This is a genomic window from Kitasatospora sp. NPDC001309, assembly GCF_042896295.1.
In the GTDB taxonomy this organism is placed as follows: Bacteria; Actinomycetota; Actinomycetes; order Streptomycetales; family Streptomycetaceae; genus Kitasatospora.
The window spans coordinates 194,177-212,117 of the sequence record NZ_JBIAXC010000003.1 but is presented as its reverse complement, the minus strand read 5'-3'; the positions used below and the strand labels follow the sequence as shown (position 1 = coordinate 212,117).

Sequence of the window (17,941 nt, the reverse complement as noted above, 5' to 3'; positions counted from 1 at the left end):
GAGAGAGTCTTGATGTCACGACGGTCTCTGGCCTCGTCCGGTTCCACGGACGGGGCCTTCTCCACGCGCAGGACACGGCGAATAGCCGCGATCCTGACGCTCGGTCTACTGGTGCAGGCCGGCGTCGCGGTGGACGCGATCGCGGCGACCCCCGCGGTCGCCGCGCCCACTCCCGCCGTCCCCCCGGTCGAGCCCACCACCGAGGCGCCCGACGAGGCGTCCGCGCTGCTGTCCGCCCGGCTCCAGAAGCGGCGGATCGAAGTCACCGGCGCCCGCACCGAGTTCACCACCCTGTGGGCGAACCCCGACGGCACCCTCACCTCCGACCGGTCCACCGGGCCGATCCGGATGAAGTCCGGCGATGCCTGGGTGCCCGTCGACACCAGCCTGGTGCAGACGCCCGACGGCAAGGTCACGCCGAAGGCCCACCCGGGCGGGGTCGTCTTCGAGGGCGGCGACGCCGGGGTGACGGTGGGCGACAGCCTGCCGGGGGCCACTCCGACGACCGCACCGACGGCGGTTCCGACCACGGCCCCGACGGCGGCTCCGACGACCGCTCAGCCGACCTCCGGATCCACCGCGACGCCCACGACGGCTCCCACCCCGACGCCCTCCGCGAGTGCCTCGGCCTCGCCCTCGGCGTCCCCGTCGGCGTCCCCGTCCGCCTCCGCGTCGGCCGACCCGACCCGGGCCTCCCGCAACGGCGCCCGCGCCGCCGCGGCCCCGGCCGCGGCTCCTCAGCCGGCCGCCCCACAGCCCACCGACGCCAAGCCCGCCGAGCGCGAGCTGGTCAAGATCGGCACCGGTGAGCAGGAGGTCAAGTTCGGCTGGCTCGGCAAGCTGCCCAAGCCCAAGCTGGACGGCAACAAGGCCACCTACGTCGACGCCCGCCCCGGCGTCGACCTGGTCCTGGAGGCCACCCGGACCGGCTTCGAGCAGTTCCTGATCGTCAAGGACCGCGCCGCCGTCGCGCAGACCGGCACCGTGACGATCCCGCTCGACACCACCGGCCTCACCGTCGCCCCGCAGCAGGACGGTTCGATCCAGCTGCTCGACAAGCCGAACGGCAGGACCGTCGTCCGCATCCCGGCCCCGGTGATGTGGGACGCCACCGTCGACCCGGCCTCCCAGGAGCACCTGAACCGCGGCGCGGTGACGATGCAGCTGCGCGGCCAGGGCGCCGACACCGAGCTGGTGTTCACCCCGGACGCCGCCTTCCTGGCGGACCGGAACACCACGTTCCCGGTCACCATCGACCCGGTGGTGGACGTCGGCACGACCTTCGACACCTACGTCCAGACCAACGAGAACATCGACGCCTCCGCGTCGACCGACCTCAAGCTGGGCAGCTACGACGGCAAGGTCGTGGCCAGGTCCTTCCTGACCATCCCGGGCGGCTCGTTCAACGGCAAGCAGATCCTGGGCGCCACCCTCAACGTCGCCAACTACCACTCCTCGTCCTGCACCCCGAAGCAGTGGGAGGTCTGGAACGCGCCCGGCGCCGCCTGGTGGACCCGCTGGGGCAACCAGCCGGCCATGGAGCGCAAGTGGGCCACCTCGAACGACACGTACGACGTGGCGGGCGACGGTGACAACCACGACTGCTACGACAGCGCCGGCAACTTCTGGGCCAAGGCCGACGTCACCGAAATGATCCGGTACTTCTCCGGGTACGGCTACAACGAGTACGGCTTCGCCCTCAAGGCGGCCGACGAGTCCAGCAGCCTGTCCTGGAAGCGGTTCAGCTCCGCCGAGGGCAACTGGCCGCCCTTCATCTCGGTGACCTACAACTCGGTCCCGCCGACGCCCTCCGTGGTCGACGTGCTGCCGTCGCAGCAGGGCAGCCCGCGCTACACCAACTCGGCGACGCCCCGGTTCCAGGTCCTCGCGGCCGATCCGGACGGCGGCGAGGTCGGGGTCAACTTCGACCTGTGGCGCAACGGTTCGTACCAGACCGGCATCTACCGCAAGGTCCCGGCGAACACCTACGCGCAGATCACCCCGGCCGACCTCGGCATCGCCAAGCTCGACGAGGGCGCGTCGTACGCGATCTGGGCACGGGTCGCGGACGAGCGGTCCATGTCCGGCTGGGTCGGCACGAGCTTCGTCGTCGACACCGTCAAGCCCGGTACGCCGTTCGTGAGTTCGGCCGACTACCCGGCCGACGGCCTCTGGCACGGCACCGCCAACCAGGCGGGTTCGTTCACCTTCTCGCCCGCCCCGGGCACCGACGACACCGCGGCCTACGTCTACACCCTGGACGGCGGCACCCCGGTGACCGTCGCCGCTACCGGCGCCCTGACCACGTCGATCACGCCGACCACCGAGGGCCGGCGCGTGCTCAGCGTGCAGTCCAAGGACCGTGCGGGCAACCTGTCCCCGCCGGCGACGTACGTGTTCCAGGTCGGCCAGGCGGGCATCAGCTCGCCGGTCAACGGCACCCAGTCGGCCAAGCGCGTCAAGCTCTCCGTCGACGCCCAGACCCAGTTCAAGCGAGTCGTCTACCAGTACCGCCGCGGCCCCGGGGCCACCGAGTACAACGTCCCGCGCACCAACCTCACCAAGGCGGACAACACCCCGGTCACCGAGGACAAGCCGCGCCTCGCGGACCTCGGCCCGCACGCCAACTGGAACGTGCTCGACACCCTCGGCCAGGTCGGCGGCGTCGTCCAGGTCCGGGCCGTGCTGTTCCCCGAGGACGGCTCCGGCAACGGCTACACCACCGTCTGGAACACCATGACGGTGGACCGCAACGCCGACGGCGCGGCCACCACCGCGGTGGGCCCGGGCACGGTGAACCTGCTCACCGGTGACTACACCACCAGCACCACCGATGCCGGCGAGTTCGGCATGTCGGTGAGCCGTACCGCCTCCTCGCGCGACCTCGCGCGCGGCTGGCAGCCCCAGGGCGAGCGCCTCAGCGTCAACCAGCGTCAGATCGGCACCGACACCACGGGCTTCACCCCGGGTCAGGCCACGGTCACCCGCTCCACGGCGCGCGGCCACGACAGCTCGACCGACTCGCTGCTGATCACCCCGGCCGCCTCCGGCTGGGACTCCTTCGCCGCGCTCGGCCCCGAGTACACCCTGGGCCAGGGCATGAAGCCCGGCCGCACCTACCGGCTGACCGGCTGGATCTACGTCCCCGGTGCCACCGGCCTGGACAACCCGCTGGCCAACCGCGGCCTGCGGATGGTCGGCGTCTACCGCACCCCGGCCGGCTACGGCGAGACCGCTTCGCCGAAGGCGTCCTTCACCGACGGCTGGCAGCAGCTGACCGTCGACATGGTCGTCCCGGCCGACGCCACCGAGGCCTGGTTCCGCCTCTACAACGGCAACGCGGGCGGCAGCGGCAAGGAGGTCTTCTTCGACGACCTGTCGCTCAAGGAGCTCGTCGCCCCCTTCGGCCCGCAGTGGGCCGGCGGCCCCGACGCGGGCACCGGGTCGGAGCTGCGTTCGCTCTCCTTCCCGCAGTCCGACCTGGTCGAGATCAAGGGCAACGACGACAGCTCGCTGACCTTCGCCAAGGGCAACGACGGAACGTTCTTCCCGGAGCCCGGCGCCGAGTCCCTGACGCTGAAGGCCGTCCCGGCCAAGTCCGGCGCGGTCGTGCTCTCCACCTCGGGCCAGTGCCTGGAGGTGCCGAACGGCGCCGCCGGCAACGGCGCGCGGCTGCAGTCCGCTCCGTGCACCGGTGGCACCAACCAGCAGTGGACCCGCGGCGACGACCTCACCCTGCGGGTGCTGGGCTACTGCCTGGACAACCCGTGGGGCCAGCTCAACGACAACACCCCGCTCGCGCTGTGGGGTTGCAACGGCGGCGACAACCAGCAGTGGGAGGTCCGCCCCGACAACACGGTGGTGAACCGTCACTCGGGCAAGTGCCTGGACGCCTACCAGGGCGGCACGATCTGGGCCTGCTGGGCGGGCCCGAACCAGGTCTGGGACGTCCAGACCGCCGGCACCACCTACGAGCTGACCGAGCTGGACGGCTCCAAGACCGTCTTCGCCCGCCAGGCCGGTTCGAACATCTACCAGGTGGTCAGCGAGACCGGCCCGGAGGCCAGCTCGACGACCCGGTTCCAGTACGACACCACCGACGGCCGCTCGCTGGTCAAGCGCGTCATCCCGGCGGTCGAGCCGGGCGTGGACGACACCAACGGCTGCACGGTGGACCCGCTGCCACGCGGTTGCAAGGTCCTGGAGTACGACTACGCCAAGGTGACCACGGCCACCGCGACCACCCCGGGTGACTACCTGGACCGGGTGCGCGCCGTGAAGGCCTGGTCGTGGAACCCGGCCACCTCCAAGCAGGAGGCGGTCGAGGTCGCCCACTACGCGTACGACAGCCGGGGCCGCCTGGCCGAGGCCTGGAACCCGCGCCTGGCCAGCCCGTTGAAGACCACCTACGGCTACGACGACGCCGGGCACCTCACGCGGGCCACCCCGGCCGGTGCACTGCCGTGGAACTTCGACTACGGCAAGGCCGCCACCGACCAGGACCCGGGTCGCCTGCTCAAGGTGCGGCGCGCCGCGCTGGCGCAGGGCTCCAAGGACCAGGTCACCGGGGAGACCGCCACCACCGTCGTCTACGACGTGCCGCTGACCCGCGGCGCCGGTGGCCCGTACGAGATGTCGGGCCCGGACGTGGCCAAGTGGGCGCAGACCGACGCCCCCACCGACGCCACCGCCGTCTTCGACCCCGAGGACGACCCGGGCACCAGCACGGCCACGGCTGCCAAGCCCGGCCCGGACGGCTACAAGCCCGCCAGCGTCCACTACCTCAACGCCTCCGGCAACGAGGTCAACATCGCCACTCCGTCCGTCACCCCCGGCGGTGACATCGACACCAAGGAGTACGACCGCTACGGCCACGCCGTGCGGACCCTGGAGGCCACCAACCGCTCCATCGCGCTCGGCACCCTCCCGGACGCCGACAAGTACGCGGCCGAGCTGAACCTGCCCGCCGACTCGGCAGCCCGCGCCCGTCTGCTGGACTCGCGGACCGTCTACACGGCCGACGGGCTGGACGTGGCGGACACCCTCGGCCCGGTCTACCGCGCGGCGCTCGCCGAGCAGGTGAACGGCCAGACCGCCCCGGTCGCCGTGACCGCAGAGGCCGAGAAGCTCCCGCAGCTCGGCACCAACACCAAGGTCCAGGTCGACAACGACTGCTGTGGCCTGACCTGGTCCGGCGGCGCCCAGCTGGCCGTCCGCGGCACAGCGGCGGGCGCGTTCGACAGCATGCGGGTCAGCGTCCCCGAGGAGGGCGACTACGTCCTCTCCGGCCAGCTCACCAAGAACAGCGACCACGGCGTCGTCCAGTGGGCGATCAACGGCCAGAACGTCGGCCAGCCGATCGACACCTACAGTGCGACCGCCGCGATCGCCCCGTTCACCGTCGGCCAGTCGGTGCACCTCGCACGTGGCGACCACGAGCTCAAGCTCACCCTGGTCAACACCAATACCGCCAGCGGCGGCGAGCGCTTCCACACCGGCGTCGACACCGTCACGTTGACCAAGACCACCGTCAACCCGACCCTCCCGGCCGGCACCCCGGTCGTCGCCCGGGACCACAACACCAACACCTACGACGAAGGCAAGCCCGACGGCCAGACCTACCACCTGGTCACCACCGCCACCGACGGCGCCCGCATCGACGGCTACGCCGACGACGTGGAGCTGCGCGTCACCAAGAACGGGTACGGCACCCCGATCGGCGGCACCTCCGGCTGGGCACTGAAGAAGCCCACCTCGGCCACCACCGACGCGCTCGGCGCCAAGCTCACCAGCACCACGAGCTACGACGCCCAGGGCCGCACCGTCGAAACCCGGGTCCCGGGCAACGACGCCGCGGACGCCGGCACCGTGAAGACCGCGTACTACACGGCCGGCGCCAACCCGGCCGCCCCGGCCTGCGCCAACCGCCCGGAGTGGGCCGGCCTGGTCTGCAGCACCTCCCCGGGCGCGGCCGTCACCGGCGCGGACTCCGCACGGATGCCGACCACCCTGCCGAGCAAGCAGGTCACCCGGTACTCGCGCGGCGGCAAGCCGGAGGAGGTCGTCGAGACCAACGCCGGCAAGAACCGCAAGACCGTGACGGTGTACGACGAGGTCGACCGTCCGCTCTCCACCGAGACGACCGGTGACGAGGGCACGGCCCTGCCGAAGTCCGACACGACGTACGACCCCGCCACCGGCGGGCCCGTCAAGGTCACCACGGGCGGCCAGTCGGTCACCACGGTCCGCGACGCCCTCGGGCGCACCGTCTCCTACACCGACGGCGACGGCGCAACCACCACCACCGAGTACGACAAGTTCGGCAAGCCGGTCAAGGTCACCGACCCCACCGGCGCACTGTCCTTCACCTACGACCGGGCCAAGGAACCCCGCGGCCTGCTCACCTCGGTGACCGACAGCAAGGCCGGCGAGTTCACCGCCAAGTACAGCCCGGACGGGCAGCTCGTCGAGCAGACCTACCCCGGCGGCATCGTCCGCAAGGACACCCTCAATGCCTCCGGCAAGGCTGTCGCCCGCAGCTACACCCGGGCCTCCGACGGCGCGGTGGTCTGGTCGCAGACCAACGAGGTCTCCACCCAGGGCCAGGTCGTCAAGGACAGCACCGGCACCGGCAGCAAGAGCTACGGCTACGACCGCCTCGGCCGCCTGGTCAAGGCGGAGCACGGCAGCACGGGCAGCGGCTGCACCACCCGGGTCTACACCTACGACAACCACTACAACCGCACGGCCAAGGCGGTCTCCGGACCGGCCGGCGATGGCAGCTGCACCACCGCCGGCGCCACGACCACCACGTCCACCTACGACAGCGCCGACCGGATCACCGACCCCGGCTACCAGTACGACGCGTTCGGCCGCACGGTGAAGACCCCGGCCGGCACCTCGATCGGCTACCGGGTCAATGATCTGGTCGCTTCCCAGGAGACCGCCGACACCCGGCAGACCTGGACCCTCGACCCGATCGGCCGCCTCAACGGCAGCAGCACCGCCAAGAAGCAGGCCGACGGCAGCTGGGCCACCACCGCCACCAAGCTCAACCACTACGGTGACGAGGGCGACAGCCCGCGCTGGATCATCGAGGACCCCGCCACCGGCGCCTGGACCCGTTACGTCCCGGGCTCAGGCGGCGACCTCGCCGCCACGGTCACGGACAAGGGCGAGACCAAGCTCCACCTCACCAACCTGTTCGGCTCGGTCGTCCTGACCACCGACACCGCCCTGACCAAGCCGGTCCTCCTCGATGCCGACGAGTACGGCAACGCGGCAGCCGGCCAGCCCGCCACCCGCTACGGATGGCTCGGCGGCAAGCAGCGCTCCGCCGAGGCCCAGGACGGCCTGGTCCTGATGGGCGTCCGCCTCTACAACCCGGCCACGGGACGCTTCCTGTCCACCGACCCGGTCGCGGGCGGGAGCGCCAACGCCTACGAGTACGGCTTCGGCGACCCGATCAACAACTACGACCTCGACGGTCGGGTCTGCCTGATCGGCAAGAACCCGAACGGGTCCTGCCGGGGCGCCCGGCAGGCCAAGGCGGTCGGCAAGTTCGTCAAGGACAACCGGGGTACCATCGCCACCGTCGGGGCCACCGCCGGTTGCCTGGTCCCCGCCGTCGGCTGGGCGGCCTGTGCCGGTATGCAGGGCGCCGCGTACGGCGTCCGGGCCCAGCAGCGCGCCTCCGAAGGCGGCGGCTGGCGTCGTACGTGGCGTGCCAACGCCGCGGACGGCATCTTCACCGCGATGAGTTTCGGCATTTCGGCCGCCGGCCGTAACGCCGCGCTCGGCGGCTGGTCCCGCTGGCGGGAGACCCGGCGGGCGTTCAAGCCCTGGAGCAAGCCGGTCTGGAGCCTCCGGACGAGCCCGGTGGCGCCGAAGAGTTCCATCCAACCGGTGTTCGGCGGCTACACGCTCGCCACTCTGGTTCCCGCGGTGCTGAATTTCTTCTTCAAGCCGTTCCACTTCTAGATTGTTCGATCAGTGGGCATTGATCCGCTGAGCCAACCTGTCGGGGCGCCGTCCGATCTCCGGACGGCGCCCCGGCGCACAACGTGACAGGGGTAACACCATGCAGAAACGGCGCAGTCCCTGGGCAGTCGTCTACTTCCTGATCGGGATCGTGTGCGCCCTGGTCGCAATCTCCACGGCCGCGTTCGCCAACCGGGTCGACGACCTGATCCCGATCGTCCTCACCGGAGTTCCCGCACTGTTCCTGACAGTTCGTGCTCCGATGTACGGGGTTTCCTTCGGACCGAAGGGACTGAAGTACTCGGGACTGCTCCGGGCACGGTCGTACGAATGGTCCGAGATCGAGAGGGTGGAGTGCGCCACGCTCCCGGGCACGCTCTTCTCCTCCGACCTCCCCGCACTGGTGCTCGTCGGCGGAAAGTCCGACCAGCTGCCGTTGCTGGCCGGTTACGGCTGGGGGTCGAAGGTGAACAAGCGGGTGGAAGCCCTGGTCGCCGACATCGAAAGGATTCGGGTCGCCGCGCGCGAGGCCTGAGACGGCGCTCGCCCACTGCCATCACTGAACTCGCTGAGATTCCGGAGCACTTCCGGACCGTGCCATGCGAAACTGGCGCAATGGAGCACCTGGTGGAATTCAAGGTCGCGATCGAGAACCGCAGTGACCGGCGCACGGAAATGATGCTCGAACCCGAGGGCAGCGACTTCTGGATGGAGCCCGGCGACACGTTCGTCGTGCACAGCAAGGAGCCGTCCGCCGCCGAATTCCCCTTCACCGTCCAGGTGACGAACGACGGCATATCGGTCTGGGCCGCCCACGGCTGGGTGTCCACCCCGGGCGGCGAGGATCTCGACACCGGACACAACCGACCCGACGACGCCTATCCGGAACTGACCCGGTCGGGGCGGGAATCCGAAACCCGGGCGGGGTGGTTCCGCAGGCTCCTCCCGGGCCGCCGGACGGCACACGCACAAGGAAATTGACGAGATGCACGCCCGATTCATCGGCTTGGACCCCTGGTCCCCGCCGCTGCACACCATCGACCTCCAGGCGCCGGCAGCCGGTACCTGGCCCTCCACAACGACACCGCACTGCTGGGCTTCCGGCTCGGCGAGCACCCGAAGCTCACCCTCACCGGGCGCCGGAACGGCCGGAACCCAGCACCACCACTGAAGGACATCATGGAGTTCATCGTTTCCGCCCTCCTCGCCATCGGCCGGGGGCTCGCCTCCGTCCTCGGCTGGGTCGCGACCATCGACGGCATCCGGAGCTTCATCGAGGACGTCAAGAAGCAGAAGTGACCCGGCCCGCACATCCACGGCGGGGTTCGGCAGATCGGGGAGGGAGAGGGCATAGCAGCGACGAAGAAGGACTGGTACGCGGTGCGGTGCGTGTTCCGCTGGGAGGCCTCGGGGGGGCGCTGCTACGAGGAGCGGTTGACGCTGTGGCGGGCGGAGTCCACGGAGGAGGCGATCGCGCGGGCGGACGAGGAGGCCCGCCGCTACGCGAGCGACAACGGGGTCCGCCACCTCGACTTCGCGCAGTCGTACCGGCTGGCCACCGACGGGCGGCCGGGCGACAGGGACGAGGTGTTCTCGTTGCTGCGGGACAGCGGGCTGGACGGGGACGCCTATCTGGACCGGTACTTCGACACCGGCGAGGAGCACCGGAGCATCGTCCCGGGCGAATAGCGCCAAGGAATCCGCCCGCCCCAACGAGTCGACACCTCCCAATGAAACCTGACCGCTGTGCACGCCAACTCGCCGACATTCCAGGTGAGTTCACTCTCACGAGTGATTGTCGAAGCTCCGCACACTGACCGACACTCGAAGCATCCGGAGAGCTCGTGGGGGCTCTCCCGGCGCAAGGAGTGACGCCATGACCGCAGTCGAATCCTCCGCCTCCGAGATCCCGCAGATCGCGGGCCACTCGCAGCCCACCGGCCACGGCCAGGACCTCGCGGCGATCGGCGGCAACGTCGGCACCGTGAACCGGGCCTGGTGGACCTGGACCCCCTCGCACGGGACGTTCAACCTCCAGCTGTCCTGGAACGTCATCGGGATCGACTCCACCGTCGTGATCACCGCCTCCGAGATCGACTCCAACGGGAACCGCTTCGTGGGCGCCGCCGCCTTCCAGGTGTCGAGCATCGCCCCCGGCAACGGGATCGTGACCTTCAAGATCGACATCGCCTGGGGCAGTTCGCTGCCGATGCGCACCGACGTCGTGGTCCTCAACTGAGCCTCCCCGCACGGCGGAAGAGCTGATCGACACCCCGGAGCCCGGGCGCACGGAGACCCACCGTGCGCCCGGGCTCCGGCACGTTCCGGCCTCGCCCGCGCATCAGCCCGGGGATGTAAACCCGTGGACCAATGCGCCCTGCCCGGAGATCAACCGGCGGGCTGATGCCGCTCCCCCGCGCCCCGTGACAGCGTCCTCCGCATGGACACCACGCCGTTCACCGGCCCCACCGGACTGACCCGCCGTCGCATGCTGGGCACCGCGCTGGCCCTGGGCGCCGCCGCCCCGCTCGGTCTGGCCTCCACCGCCCGGGCCGATGCCCCCACCACTCCGGGCGGCCCGACCCCGGGCAGCCCGACGCCCGGCCGGCTCACCCTGCCCGCGCCCACCGGCCCGCACCGCATCGGCACGGTCGCCCTGCACCTGCGCGACACCTCCCGGCCGGACCCGTTCGCCGGCCCCGGCCGGTACCGCGAGCTGATGGCCAGCGTCTGGTACCCCGCCCGAGCGGCCGAGGAACTCCCGCTCGCCCCCTGGCTGAGCGACGGCGCCCTCAAGGCGTTCCTGGACGACGCCGGCTACAAGGTCCCGCTCAGCGCCGCCCCGCTCACCGCCGCCCGCCAGGGCGCACCCGTCCACCGCCCGGGCCACCGCGCCGGCCACCGGCTGCCCGTCGTCGTCTACTCGCACGGCGCCCACGCCCACCGGGCCGTCAACACCGTCATCGTCCAGGAACTCGCCAGCCACGGCTACGTCGTGGTCACCGTCGACCACACCTGGGACGCGTTCACCGAGTTCCCCGACGGCCGGGTGCTCACCCCGTGGATCGAGGGCGCCCCCAGGATCGGCCCGAACGACTGCGCCGCCGACGCCCGCTTCGTCCTGGACTGCATCGAGGAACTCGCCGCCGGGCGCAACCCCGACGTCGACGGGAAGGCACTTCCCGAGGGCCTCCTCGGCGCCCCCGACCCGCTCGACGTCGGCATGTTCGGCTGGTCCAAGGGGGGTTCGGCCACCGCCGCCGTCCTCATGGCCGACCGCCGCGTCCGGGCCGGCCTGGCCATCGACGGTCCGATGGCGGCGATCACCGTCACCGACCTGGACCGGCCGTTCATGATGATCACCGCCGAGTTCGGCCGCGACCGGAACCCGGACGCCGTCACCTTCTGGAACCACCTGCGCGGCTGGCACCTCAACATCCAGGCCGACGGCGTCCGCCACAACTCCTACGAGGACGCGGCCGTCCTGATGCCCCAACTCGGCGCGCTGCTCGGCATCCCCGTCGAGCAGATCCAGCAGATGGTCGGCACCCTCCCCGCCGACCGCTCCACCCGCATCCAGCAGTCCTACCCGCTCGCCTTCTTCGACGCCCACCTCCGCCACCGCCGCAGCGCCCTCCTCGACGGGCCCTCGCCGACGTTCCCGGAGGTCAGGTTCCTCCCCTGACGAGCAGGACGGGCGGCCGCCACGGGGGTGCGGCCGCCCACCGGGGACCGGGACCACCGGACCGGGACCACCGGGCCGGGACGCCGCACTACGGCGTCCCGGCCCGGATCTCGTCCAGGGACTCCGCGAGCACGCCCCGCGCCCGGGTGAACCAGTCGGCGATCACCGCGGTCTCCTCCGGCGTGTAGTCGGCGAACAGCGCGCCGATCCGCTCGTAGAACGGTCCGTAGACCTGGAGGATGCGCTGCTGCGCGTCGTCCGCCATCACCACCCGCACCCGCCGGCGGTCGCCGGGGTCGGCCTCCCGGCTCGCGTACCCGGCCTTCTCCAGCCGGTTGAGGACGCCGGTCACGGCCCCGGTGGTCAGCTGGGCGCGCTCGGCGAGGTCGCCGGCGGCCAGGGACTCACCGGCCAGGGCGGCCTCGATGACGAAGCCGAGGCAGGTCAGGTCGGTCACGTTGAGCCCGAGCCGGGCGGCGATGTCCTGCTGGCCGAACTGGGCCAACGCGATCATCCGGTCCATCGCGTACAGCGCCTGCTCGGGCGTCGCCCGGGGGCGCGGCTTGCCCTTCACCCAGGATCTCCTTAGCATCTAAGTTACTTATCTCGTGAGATAAACGGACCGGTACCGGCCGTCCACCGCCACCCGTCCATCTCACACCACAGGAGGATCCATGAGCGCCCACGGTGACCACGACATGGGACACACCGTCGCCGGCTGGACCGGCTCCGCCCTCGCCACCGCGGGCTTCGCCGTCGCCGGCACGGCCCTCGTCCTCGGCTCGCCCCCCGGGCTCTGGGCCGGCGCAGCCCTCACCGCCCTCGGCGCACTCGCCGCCTGGCTGCTCCACCTCGCCGGCTGGGGCAAACCCACCGGCCCGCGCCCACCCCACCTCCGCCACTGGCGCACCCCCGACCCCACCGCCCGCAACGGCGGCCACCCCCACTGCCTCGGCTGCCGCCTCGCCCGCCGCCACCCCCACCCGGCCACCACCGCGGCACCCACCCCCGGGACACCCACCCCCGCACCCGGCCGCCCCCGGGCCCGCGCCAACGCCTGAGGTCCGCCCGGGCCGAGCCGCCGGGGCGAGGCTTCCCGGAACAGTCGGACCGACATGCCCCGGGTAGCGATGGGTGGCGTCACACGCTCCCCTCCGACCCCTCCGAGAAGTCCTCGCCCACCTCACGGATTTCCGGGTCGCCGTTCGTCGCGGCCTGCGCGACCAGCTCCCGGACCCCTTCCCGATCGCCCAGGAAGTCGAGCAACTCGACCAGTCGGCGCCAATCGTCGGCATCGGCGGCCGGCAGCCGCTCCTCCACGAGCCGCCGCACCGCCGGCCTCACCGCCGCCGGATTCCCACCCGCAATCGCCCGCTTGGCTGCGGACGCCCACTTGACCGACATCGAGACGTCGACCAACTGCCCGAGCAACGGGACCACATCGTCCGGGAGACTCCGCAGGAACGCCAGCGCCGCCCCCCGTTCCCAGGTCGACCCTCGAAGCGCAGCCGCCAGCACGTCCTGGCGCGAACCAGCGTTCCGGTAGAAGTCCGCGCGCGCCCTCGCCATCTGCTGTTCGGCCGCCACGACCAGCGCCCAAAGATCTTGATCGGCCTTCGAACCGTCCACCGTTGCTCCCTGATCAGTACCGGACAGCGGAATTCGTCCGGTCCATTCCCCCGACCAGATCGTCGAACTCCTCCAGGGGCGTCCTCCCGGCCGCAGCCGTCCCACCGACAGCGGTGCCCCGCCCGGACTTCCGGGCGGGGCACCGCTGTTGCTCCCGGGGGCCGGCCGTTCCGGGCAGGCCCGGGCGGTCAGACCGACATGCCCCGGGTGGTGGCGGGGGCGGTGGGTGGGGTGGTGGTGCCCGCGGTGGTGCCGAGGGTGCGTTCGACCTTGGCGACGGCGGTGCGGTACTGCACGGAGGCGGCTTGGGGGTCGGCGGCCTGGCGTTGGAAGAAGCCGTAGGCCATGCCGACGGTGCCGAACCGTTCGATGCCGAGGTAGGCGCTGAGCTGGACGCCCGCGAGGGTGCCGTCGAGACGGACGGCGGGCGCGTCCTGGCGGTCGCCGAGGGTGACGGGGGTGACGGTGAAGGTCACGGAGGCGTCGGTGCCGGCGTTGAAGGTGATGGTGTGGCAGGTCCTGAACGCGTCGGTGGCGGTGGCGAAGTCGGTGGCGAGCCTGGCCGGGTCCTCGGCGGTGAGGGCCTCGGTCACCATCGGGTTGCCGCCGTCCGGGCCGTCGAGTTCGGTCACGGCGTGCGGGGTGGCGGGGCCGGGGGCGGTGGCGTGCATGTTGATCAGGGCGTTGAGGGCGTCGCAGCCGCGGACGGGGGTGGGGTTCTCGCTCGGGCCCGGGCTGCCGCTGGCGGGGGCCTCGGTGTAGCCGGGGCCGAGGTCGTTCGCGGTGAGCAGCGCGGCTCTCAGCTGGTCGGCGGAGGGCAGCCCCGGCGTGGGAGCGGCGGCGCTCGCGGCGGCGGTCGGGCCCAGGGCGGCCGCCGCGACGAGGACGGCGGCGGCGAGGGCGTGGAGAGGCCTCGGGAGGGACATGCGGGCCCCCGGTCGAGAGGTCGGGCAGGGACAGGGCACCAGTGTCGCACCGGGGCCCGGGCCGGGCGCGCGGGGCACGCATCACCGCAGGTCAGTACAGATGCGGGGGGGCACCGGGGCCCGCGGCGCGGCGCCGCGGGTCCCGGTACGCCGGGTAGCCCCCCGGCCACCCGGCGTCAGAGGGTGGCGGCCAGTTCCGTGCCCTGCTTGATGGCCCGCTTGGCGTCCAGTTCGGCGGCCACGTCCGCGCCGCCGATGACGTGCACGGACAGGCCGCGTTCGCGCAGCGCCGCCTCCAGGTCGCGGCGCGGTTCCTGGCCGGTGCAGAGCACCACGGTGTCCACGGGCAGGAGTTGGCGTTCGCCGTCGACGGTGTAGTGCAGTCCGGCGTCGTCGATCAGGTCGTAGCTCGCGCCGGCGACCATCACCACGCCGCGGTGCTTGAGTTCGGTGCGGTGGATCCAGCCGGTGGTCTTGCCGAGTCCGGCGCCGACCTTGCCGACCTTGCGCTGGAGCAGGTGGACGCTGCGCGGGGGCGTCGGCCTGACCGGCGGGCGCAGGCCGCCGCGCTCGCGGTACTCCGGGTCGATGCCCCACTTGGCCTGGAACACGGGCGGGTTGAGGCTGGCCTCGTCGCCCTGGTCGGTGAGGAACTCGGCGACGTCGAAGCCGATGCCGCCGGCGCCGAGGATGGCGACGCGGTCGCCGACGGGGGCGCCGTCGCGCAGCACGTCCAGGTAGCCGAGCACGCTGGGGTGGTCGATTCCCGGGATGTCGGCGGGAGTTCGGGGCGTGACACCGGTGGCGAGGACGATCTCGTCGTAGCCCTCGGCGGCGAGCTGCTCGGCGCCGACGAGGGCGCCGAGGCGCTGGGTGACGCCCAACTCGGCCAGCCGGGTGCGGTAGTAGCGCAGCGTCTCGCCGAACTCCTCCTTGCCGGGGATCAGCCGGGCGATGTTCAGCTGCCCGCCGACGGTGTCGGCGGCGTCGTGCAGCGTGACGTCGTGGCCGCGTTCGGCGGCGGAGACGGCGAACGCGAGGCCGGCCGGTCCGGCCCCGACCACGGCGATGGACTTGCGCAGCGCGGTGGGGCCGAGGACGAGTTCGGTCTCGTGGCAGGCCCGCGGGTTGACCAGGCAGGAGGTGATCTGGAGGTTGAAGGTGTGGTCCAGGCAGGCCTGGTTGCAGCCGATGCAGGTGTTGATGGAGTCGGCGCGGTCCTCGCGGGCCTTGACGACGAAGTCGGCGTCGGCGAGCAGCGGGCGGGCCATCGACACCAGGTCGGCCTTGCCGTCGGCGAGCAACTGCTCGGCGATCTCGGGGGTGTTGATGCGGTTGGTGGCGACCAGCGGGATGCCGACCTCGCCCATCACCCGCTGGGTGACCCAGGCGAAGGCGCCGCGCGGGACGGAGGTGGCGATGGTGGGGATGCGGGCCTCGTGCCAGCCGATGCCGGTGTTGATGACGGTCGCGCCGGCGGCCTCGACGGCCTGGGCCAGCTGGACGACCTCGTCGAGGGTGGAGCCGCCGGGGACCAGGTCGAGCATGGAGAGCCGGTAGACGATGATGAAGTCCTCGCCGACCCGCTCGCGGACCCGGCGGACGATCTCGACCGGGAAGCGCATCCGCCGCTCGTAGGGGCCGCCCCACTCGTCCGTGCGGTGGTTGGTGGCGGCGACCACGAACTCGTTGATCAGGTAGCCCTCGGAGCCCATGATCTCGACGCCGTCGTAGCCGGCCCGGCGGGCGAGTTCGGCGCAGCGGGCGAAGTCCTCGACGGTCTGCTCGACCTGCTCGGCGGTGAGCTCGTTGGGCACGAAGGGGCTGATCGGGGCCTGGAGGGCGCTGGGGGCGACGAGGTCGCGGTGGTAGGCGTAGCGGCCGAAGTGCAGGATCTGGAGGGCGATCTTCCCGCCCTCGGCGTGCACGGCGTCGGTGACCACCCGGTGCTCGTCGGCCTCCGCCTCGGTGGTCAGCATGGCGCCGCCGTCCCAGGGGCGGCCGGCCTCGTTGGGGGCGATGCCGCCGGTGACGATCAGGCCGACGCCGCCGCGGGCCCGTTCGGCGTAGAACGCGGCCATCCGCTGGTAGCCGCCGGGGGCCTCCTCCAGGCCGACGTGCATCGAGCCCATGATCACCCGGTTGGGCAGGGTGGTGAAACCGAGGTCGAGCGGGCTGAGCAGGTGCGGGTAGCGGCTGCTGCCGGGGGTCGAGCTCATCGACGTCTCCTGTGGGGGCGGCCGGCGGGAGGGTCTCCCGGATTGTTACCGCAGAGTAGGGGACGTTCGCCGGGCTATGCAACTAGTTGCATAGCCCGGCAACCGGCAGCTCCGCCGTAACGGCCGCATTACCCTCCGCACTCGCGCCGCGCCGCGTATCGTCGACTCCCTGCGCAAAGGGCCCGGAAGACCCTTCCCGGCCTCACGGGGCTCGTGGAAGGGGACGCCCGTGCGGGGTGGCTCGGTGGCCGTGGTCGGTGGCAGCATCGCCGGAAGCGCCTTCGCGGGGGCGGCGGCCCGGCTGGGCGCCGAACGGGTCGTGGTGCTGGAACGCAGCCCGGGACGGCTGGAGGACCGCGGCCTGGGGATCTGCACCCACAACGACCGCTTCGCCGAACTGGTCGACGCCGGCCACGTACCCCCGGACACCCGCCGCCACCGGCTCACCGTGCGGCGCTGGGTCACCCGGGGGCCGGCCGGCGGGACCGGCGGGGCCGGTGGACCGGACGGCCGCGGACGGCCGCTCTGGGTCCAGCCGTTCCCGTTCCACTCGCACCACTGGGCGGTGCTCTGGCAGACCCTGCGCGAGCGGACCCCGGAGGCCGTGGAGTACCGGCCGGGCACCACCGTGACCGCCGTCGGCGGCGACCGCGGCGGCGCCTGGACGGAACAGGCCGACGGCACCCGCACCCCGTACGACCTGGTGATCGGCGCGGACGGCTACCGCTCGGTGGTCCGGGCCGCAGTCTGCCCGGAGGCCGCGCCCGAGTACGCCGGTTACGTGTGCTGGCGCGGCAGTTACGACGCCGCGCTGCTGGACGACCTGCCCGGCGGGGCGGCGGCCTGGCCGGAGGAGGAGTGCGCCACCGTCTGCTACCCCGGCGGCCAGGTCGTGCTCTACCGCATCCCCGGGCTCGCCCCCGGCAGCACCCTGGTGAACTGGGTCTTCTACGCACCCACCCCGGACTGGCTGCGCCTGGACGGCCCGACGGCCGTCGCCGCCGGCGCCCTCAGCGACGAACAGCTCGACGGCATGCGGGAGTTCGCCGCACGCCAGCTGCCCCCGTACTGGGCCGCCGTGATCGCGCGGACCCCGCGCGAACGGACCCTGCTGCAGCCCGTCTACGACCTGGCGGTCCCGTACCGCACCGCCGGACGCCTGCTGATCGGCGGGGACGCGGCGACCGTCGTCCGCCCGCACAACACCAGCGGCGCGGTGAAGGCTCTGCAGGACGCCCACGCCTTCGAGCTGGCCGGGCGGCGGCTCGGCGGCCGCTCCTGGGGGCCGCTGCTGGCCGCGTACGACCGGGAACGGACCCCGGCCGGGCGGGAGTTGGTGGACCTGGGCCGGTCACTGGGCCGGGCCCAGGTCACCGCGGCGCCGGACTGGTCGGTCATGGACGGAGCGGCGATGGCCGACTGGTGGCAGGGCCAGCTCAGCGGCGGCCCGGGGTTCGGCGGGCACGCGCTCGGGCGGGCCGGCTGAGCCGACCCGCCCGGGC

Annotated in this window: 12 protein-coding genes; 8 read left to right on the top strand and 4 right to left on the bottom strand. The window is 72.2% G+C overall.

Annotated features, from left to right (window positions below):
• Positions 1 to 111: 111 nt before the first annotated feature.
• The 6 genes from ACFY2K_RS04845 to ACFY2K_RS04820 all read left to right on the top strand — a co-directional run bounded on the left by ACFY2K_RS04845 (position 112) and on the right by ACFY2K_RS04820 (position 11,665).
• Entirely contained in the window at positions 112 to 7,980 is a 7,869-nt protein-coding gene (locus ACFY2K_RS04845) for a ricin-type beta-trefoil lectin domain protein (RefSeq protein ID WP_387709608.1), read from the top strand.
• A gap of 100 nt (positions 7,981 to 8,080) precedes the next feature.
• Positions 8,081 to 8,515 carry a hypothetical protein gene (locus tag ACFY2K_RS04840; protein ID WP_387709606.1) on the top strand — a complete coding sequence of 145 codons (435 nt, stop codon included), beginning with the start codon at positions 8,081 to 8,083 and terminating at the stop codon, positions 8,513 to 8,515.
• 80 nt (positions 8,516 to 8,595) lie between these two features.
• Positions 8,596 to 8,961 carry a hypothetical protein gene (locus ACFY2K_RS04835; protein ID WP_387709604.1) on the top strand — a complete coding sequence of 122 codons (366 nt, stop codon included), beginning with the start codon at positions 8,596 to 8,598 and terminating at the stop codon, positions 8,959 to 8,961.
• 399 nt (positions 8,962 to 9,360) lie between these two features.
• Positions 9,361 to 9,669, top strand: coding sequence for a hypothetical protein (locus ACFY2K_RS04830; RefSeq protein ID WP_387709602.1), 309 nt, complete (start codon positions 9,361 to 9,363; stop codon positions 9,667 to 9,669).
• A 187-nt stretch (positions 9,670 to 9,856) separates the two neighbouring features.
• Entirely contained in the window at positions 9,857 to 10,219 is a 363-nt protein-coding gene (locus ACFY2K_RS04825; RefSeq protein ID WP_375895463.1) for a hypothetical protein, read from the top strand.
• A gap of 201 nt (positions 10,220 to 10,420) precedes the next feature.
• Positions 10,421 to 11,665 carry an alpha/beta hydrolase family protein gene (locus ACFY2K_RS04820; RefSeq protein WP_380642662.1) on the top strand — a complete coding sequence of 415 codons (1,245 nt, stop codon included), beginning with the start codon at positions 10,421 to 10,423 and terminating at the stop codon, positions 11,663 to 11,665.
• 88 nt (positions 11,666 to 11,753) lie between these two features.
• On the opposite strand, the gene ACFY2K_RS04815 is transcribed toward ACFY2K_RS04820, so the two are convergent.
• Complete coding sequence (locus ACFY2K_RS04815) at positions 11,754 to 12,239, bottom strand: MarR family transcriptional regulator (protein WP_380642660.1); 486 nt, start codon at positions 12,237 to 12,239, stop codon at positions 11,754 to 11,756.
• A 100-nt stretch (positions 12,240 to 12,339) separates the two neighbouring features.
• On the opposite strand from ACFY2K_RS04815, the gene ACFY2K_RS04810 reads away from it, so the two are divergent.
• Entirely contained in the window at positions 12,340 to 12,726 is a 387-nt protein-coding gene (locus ACFY2K_RS04810; RefSeq protein WP_387709599.1) for an HGxxPAAW family protein, read from the top strand.
• A gap of 79 nt (positions 12,727 to 12,805) precedes the next feature.
• Here ACFY2K_RS04810 and ACFY2K_RS04805 read toward each other — a convergent pair whose 3' ends face one another.
• The 3 genes from ACFY2K_RS04805 to ACFY2K_RS04795 all read right to left on the bottom strand — a co-directional run bounded on the left by ACFY2K_RS04805 (position 12,806) and on the right by ACFY2K_RS04795 (position 16,439).
• The gene (locus ACFY2K_RS04805; RefSeq protein ID WP_387709598.1) at positions 12,806 to 13,294 is read right to left on the bottom strand and encodes a hypothetical protein; all 489 of its coding nucleotides are present in this window, start codon (positions 13,292 to 13,294) and stop codon (positions 12,806 to 12,808) included.
• 188 nt (positions 13,295 to 13,482) lie between these two features.
• Positions 13,483 to 14,220, bottom strand: coding sequence for a hypothetical protein (locus ACFY2K_RS04800; protein WP_387709596.1), 738 nt, complete (start codon positions 14,218 to 14,220; stop codon positions 13,483 to 13,485).
• Positions 14,221 to 14,396: 176 nt separating this feature from the next.
• Entirely contained in the window at positions 14,397 to 16,439 is a 2,043-nt protein-coding gene (locus tag ACFY2K_RS04795) for an FAD-dependent oxidoreductase (RefSeq protein WP_387709594.1), read from the bottom strand.
• A gap of 229 nt (positions 16,440 to 16,668) precedes the next feature.
• Here ACFY2K_RS04795 and ACFY2K_RS04790 point away from each other — a divergent pair, with 229 nt between their 5' ends.
• Positions 16,669 to 17,925, top strand: a complete 1,257-nt coding sequence (locus ACFY2K_RS04790; RefSeq protein WP_380590316.1) for an FAD-dependent monooxygenase — start codon at positions 16,669 to 16,671, stop codon at positions 17,923 to 17,925.
• Positions 17,926 to 17,941 lie beyond the last annotated feature (16 nt).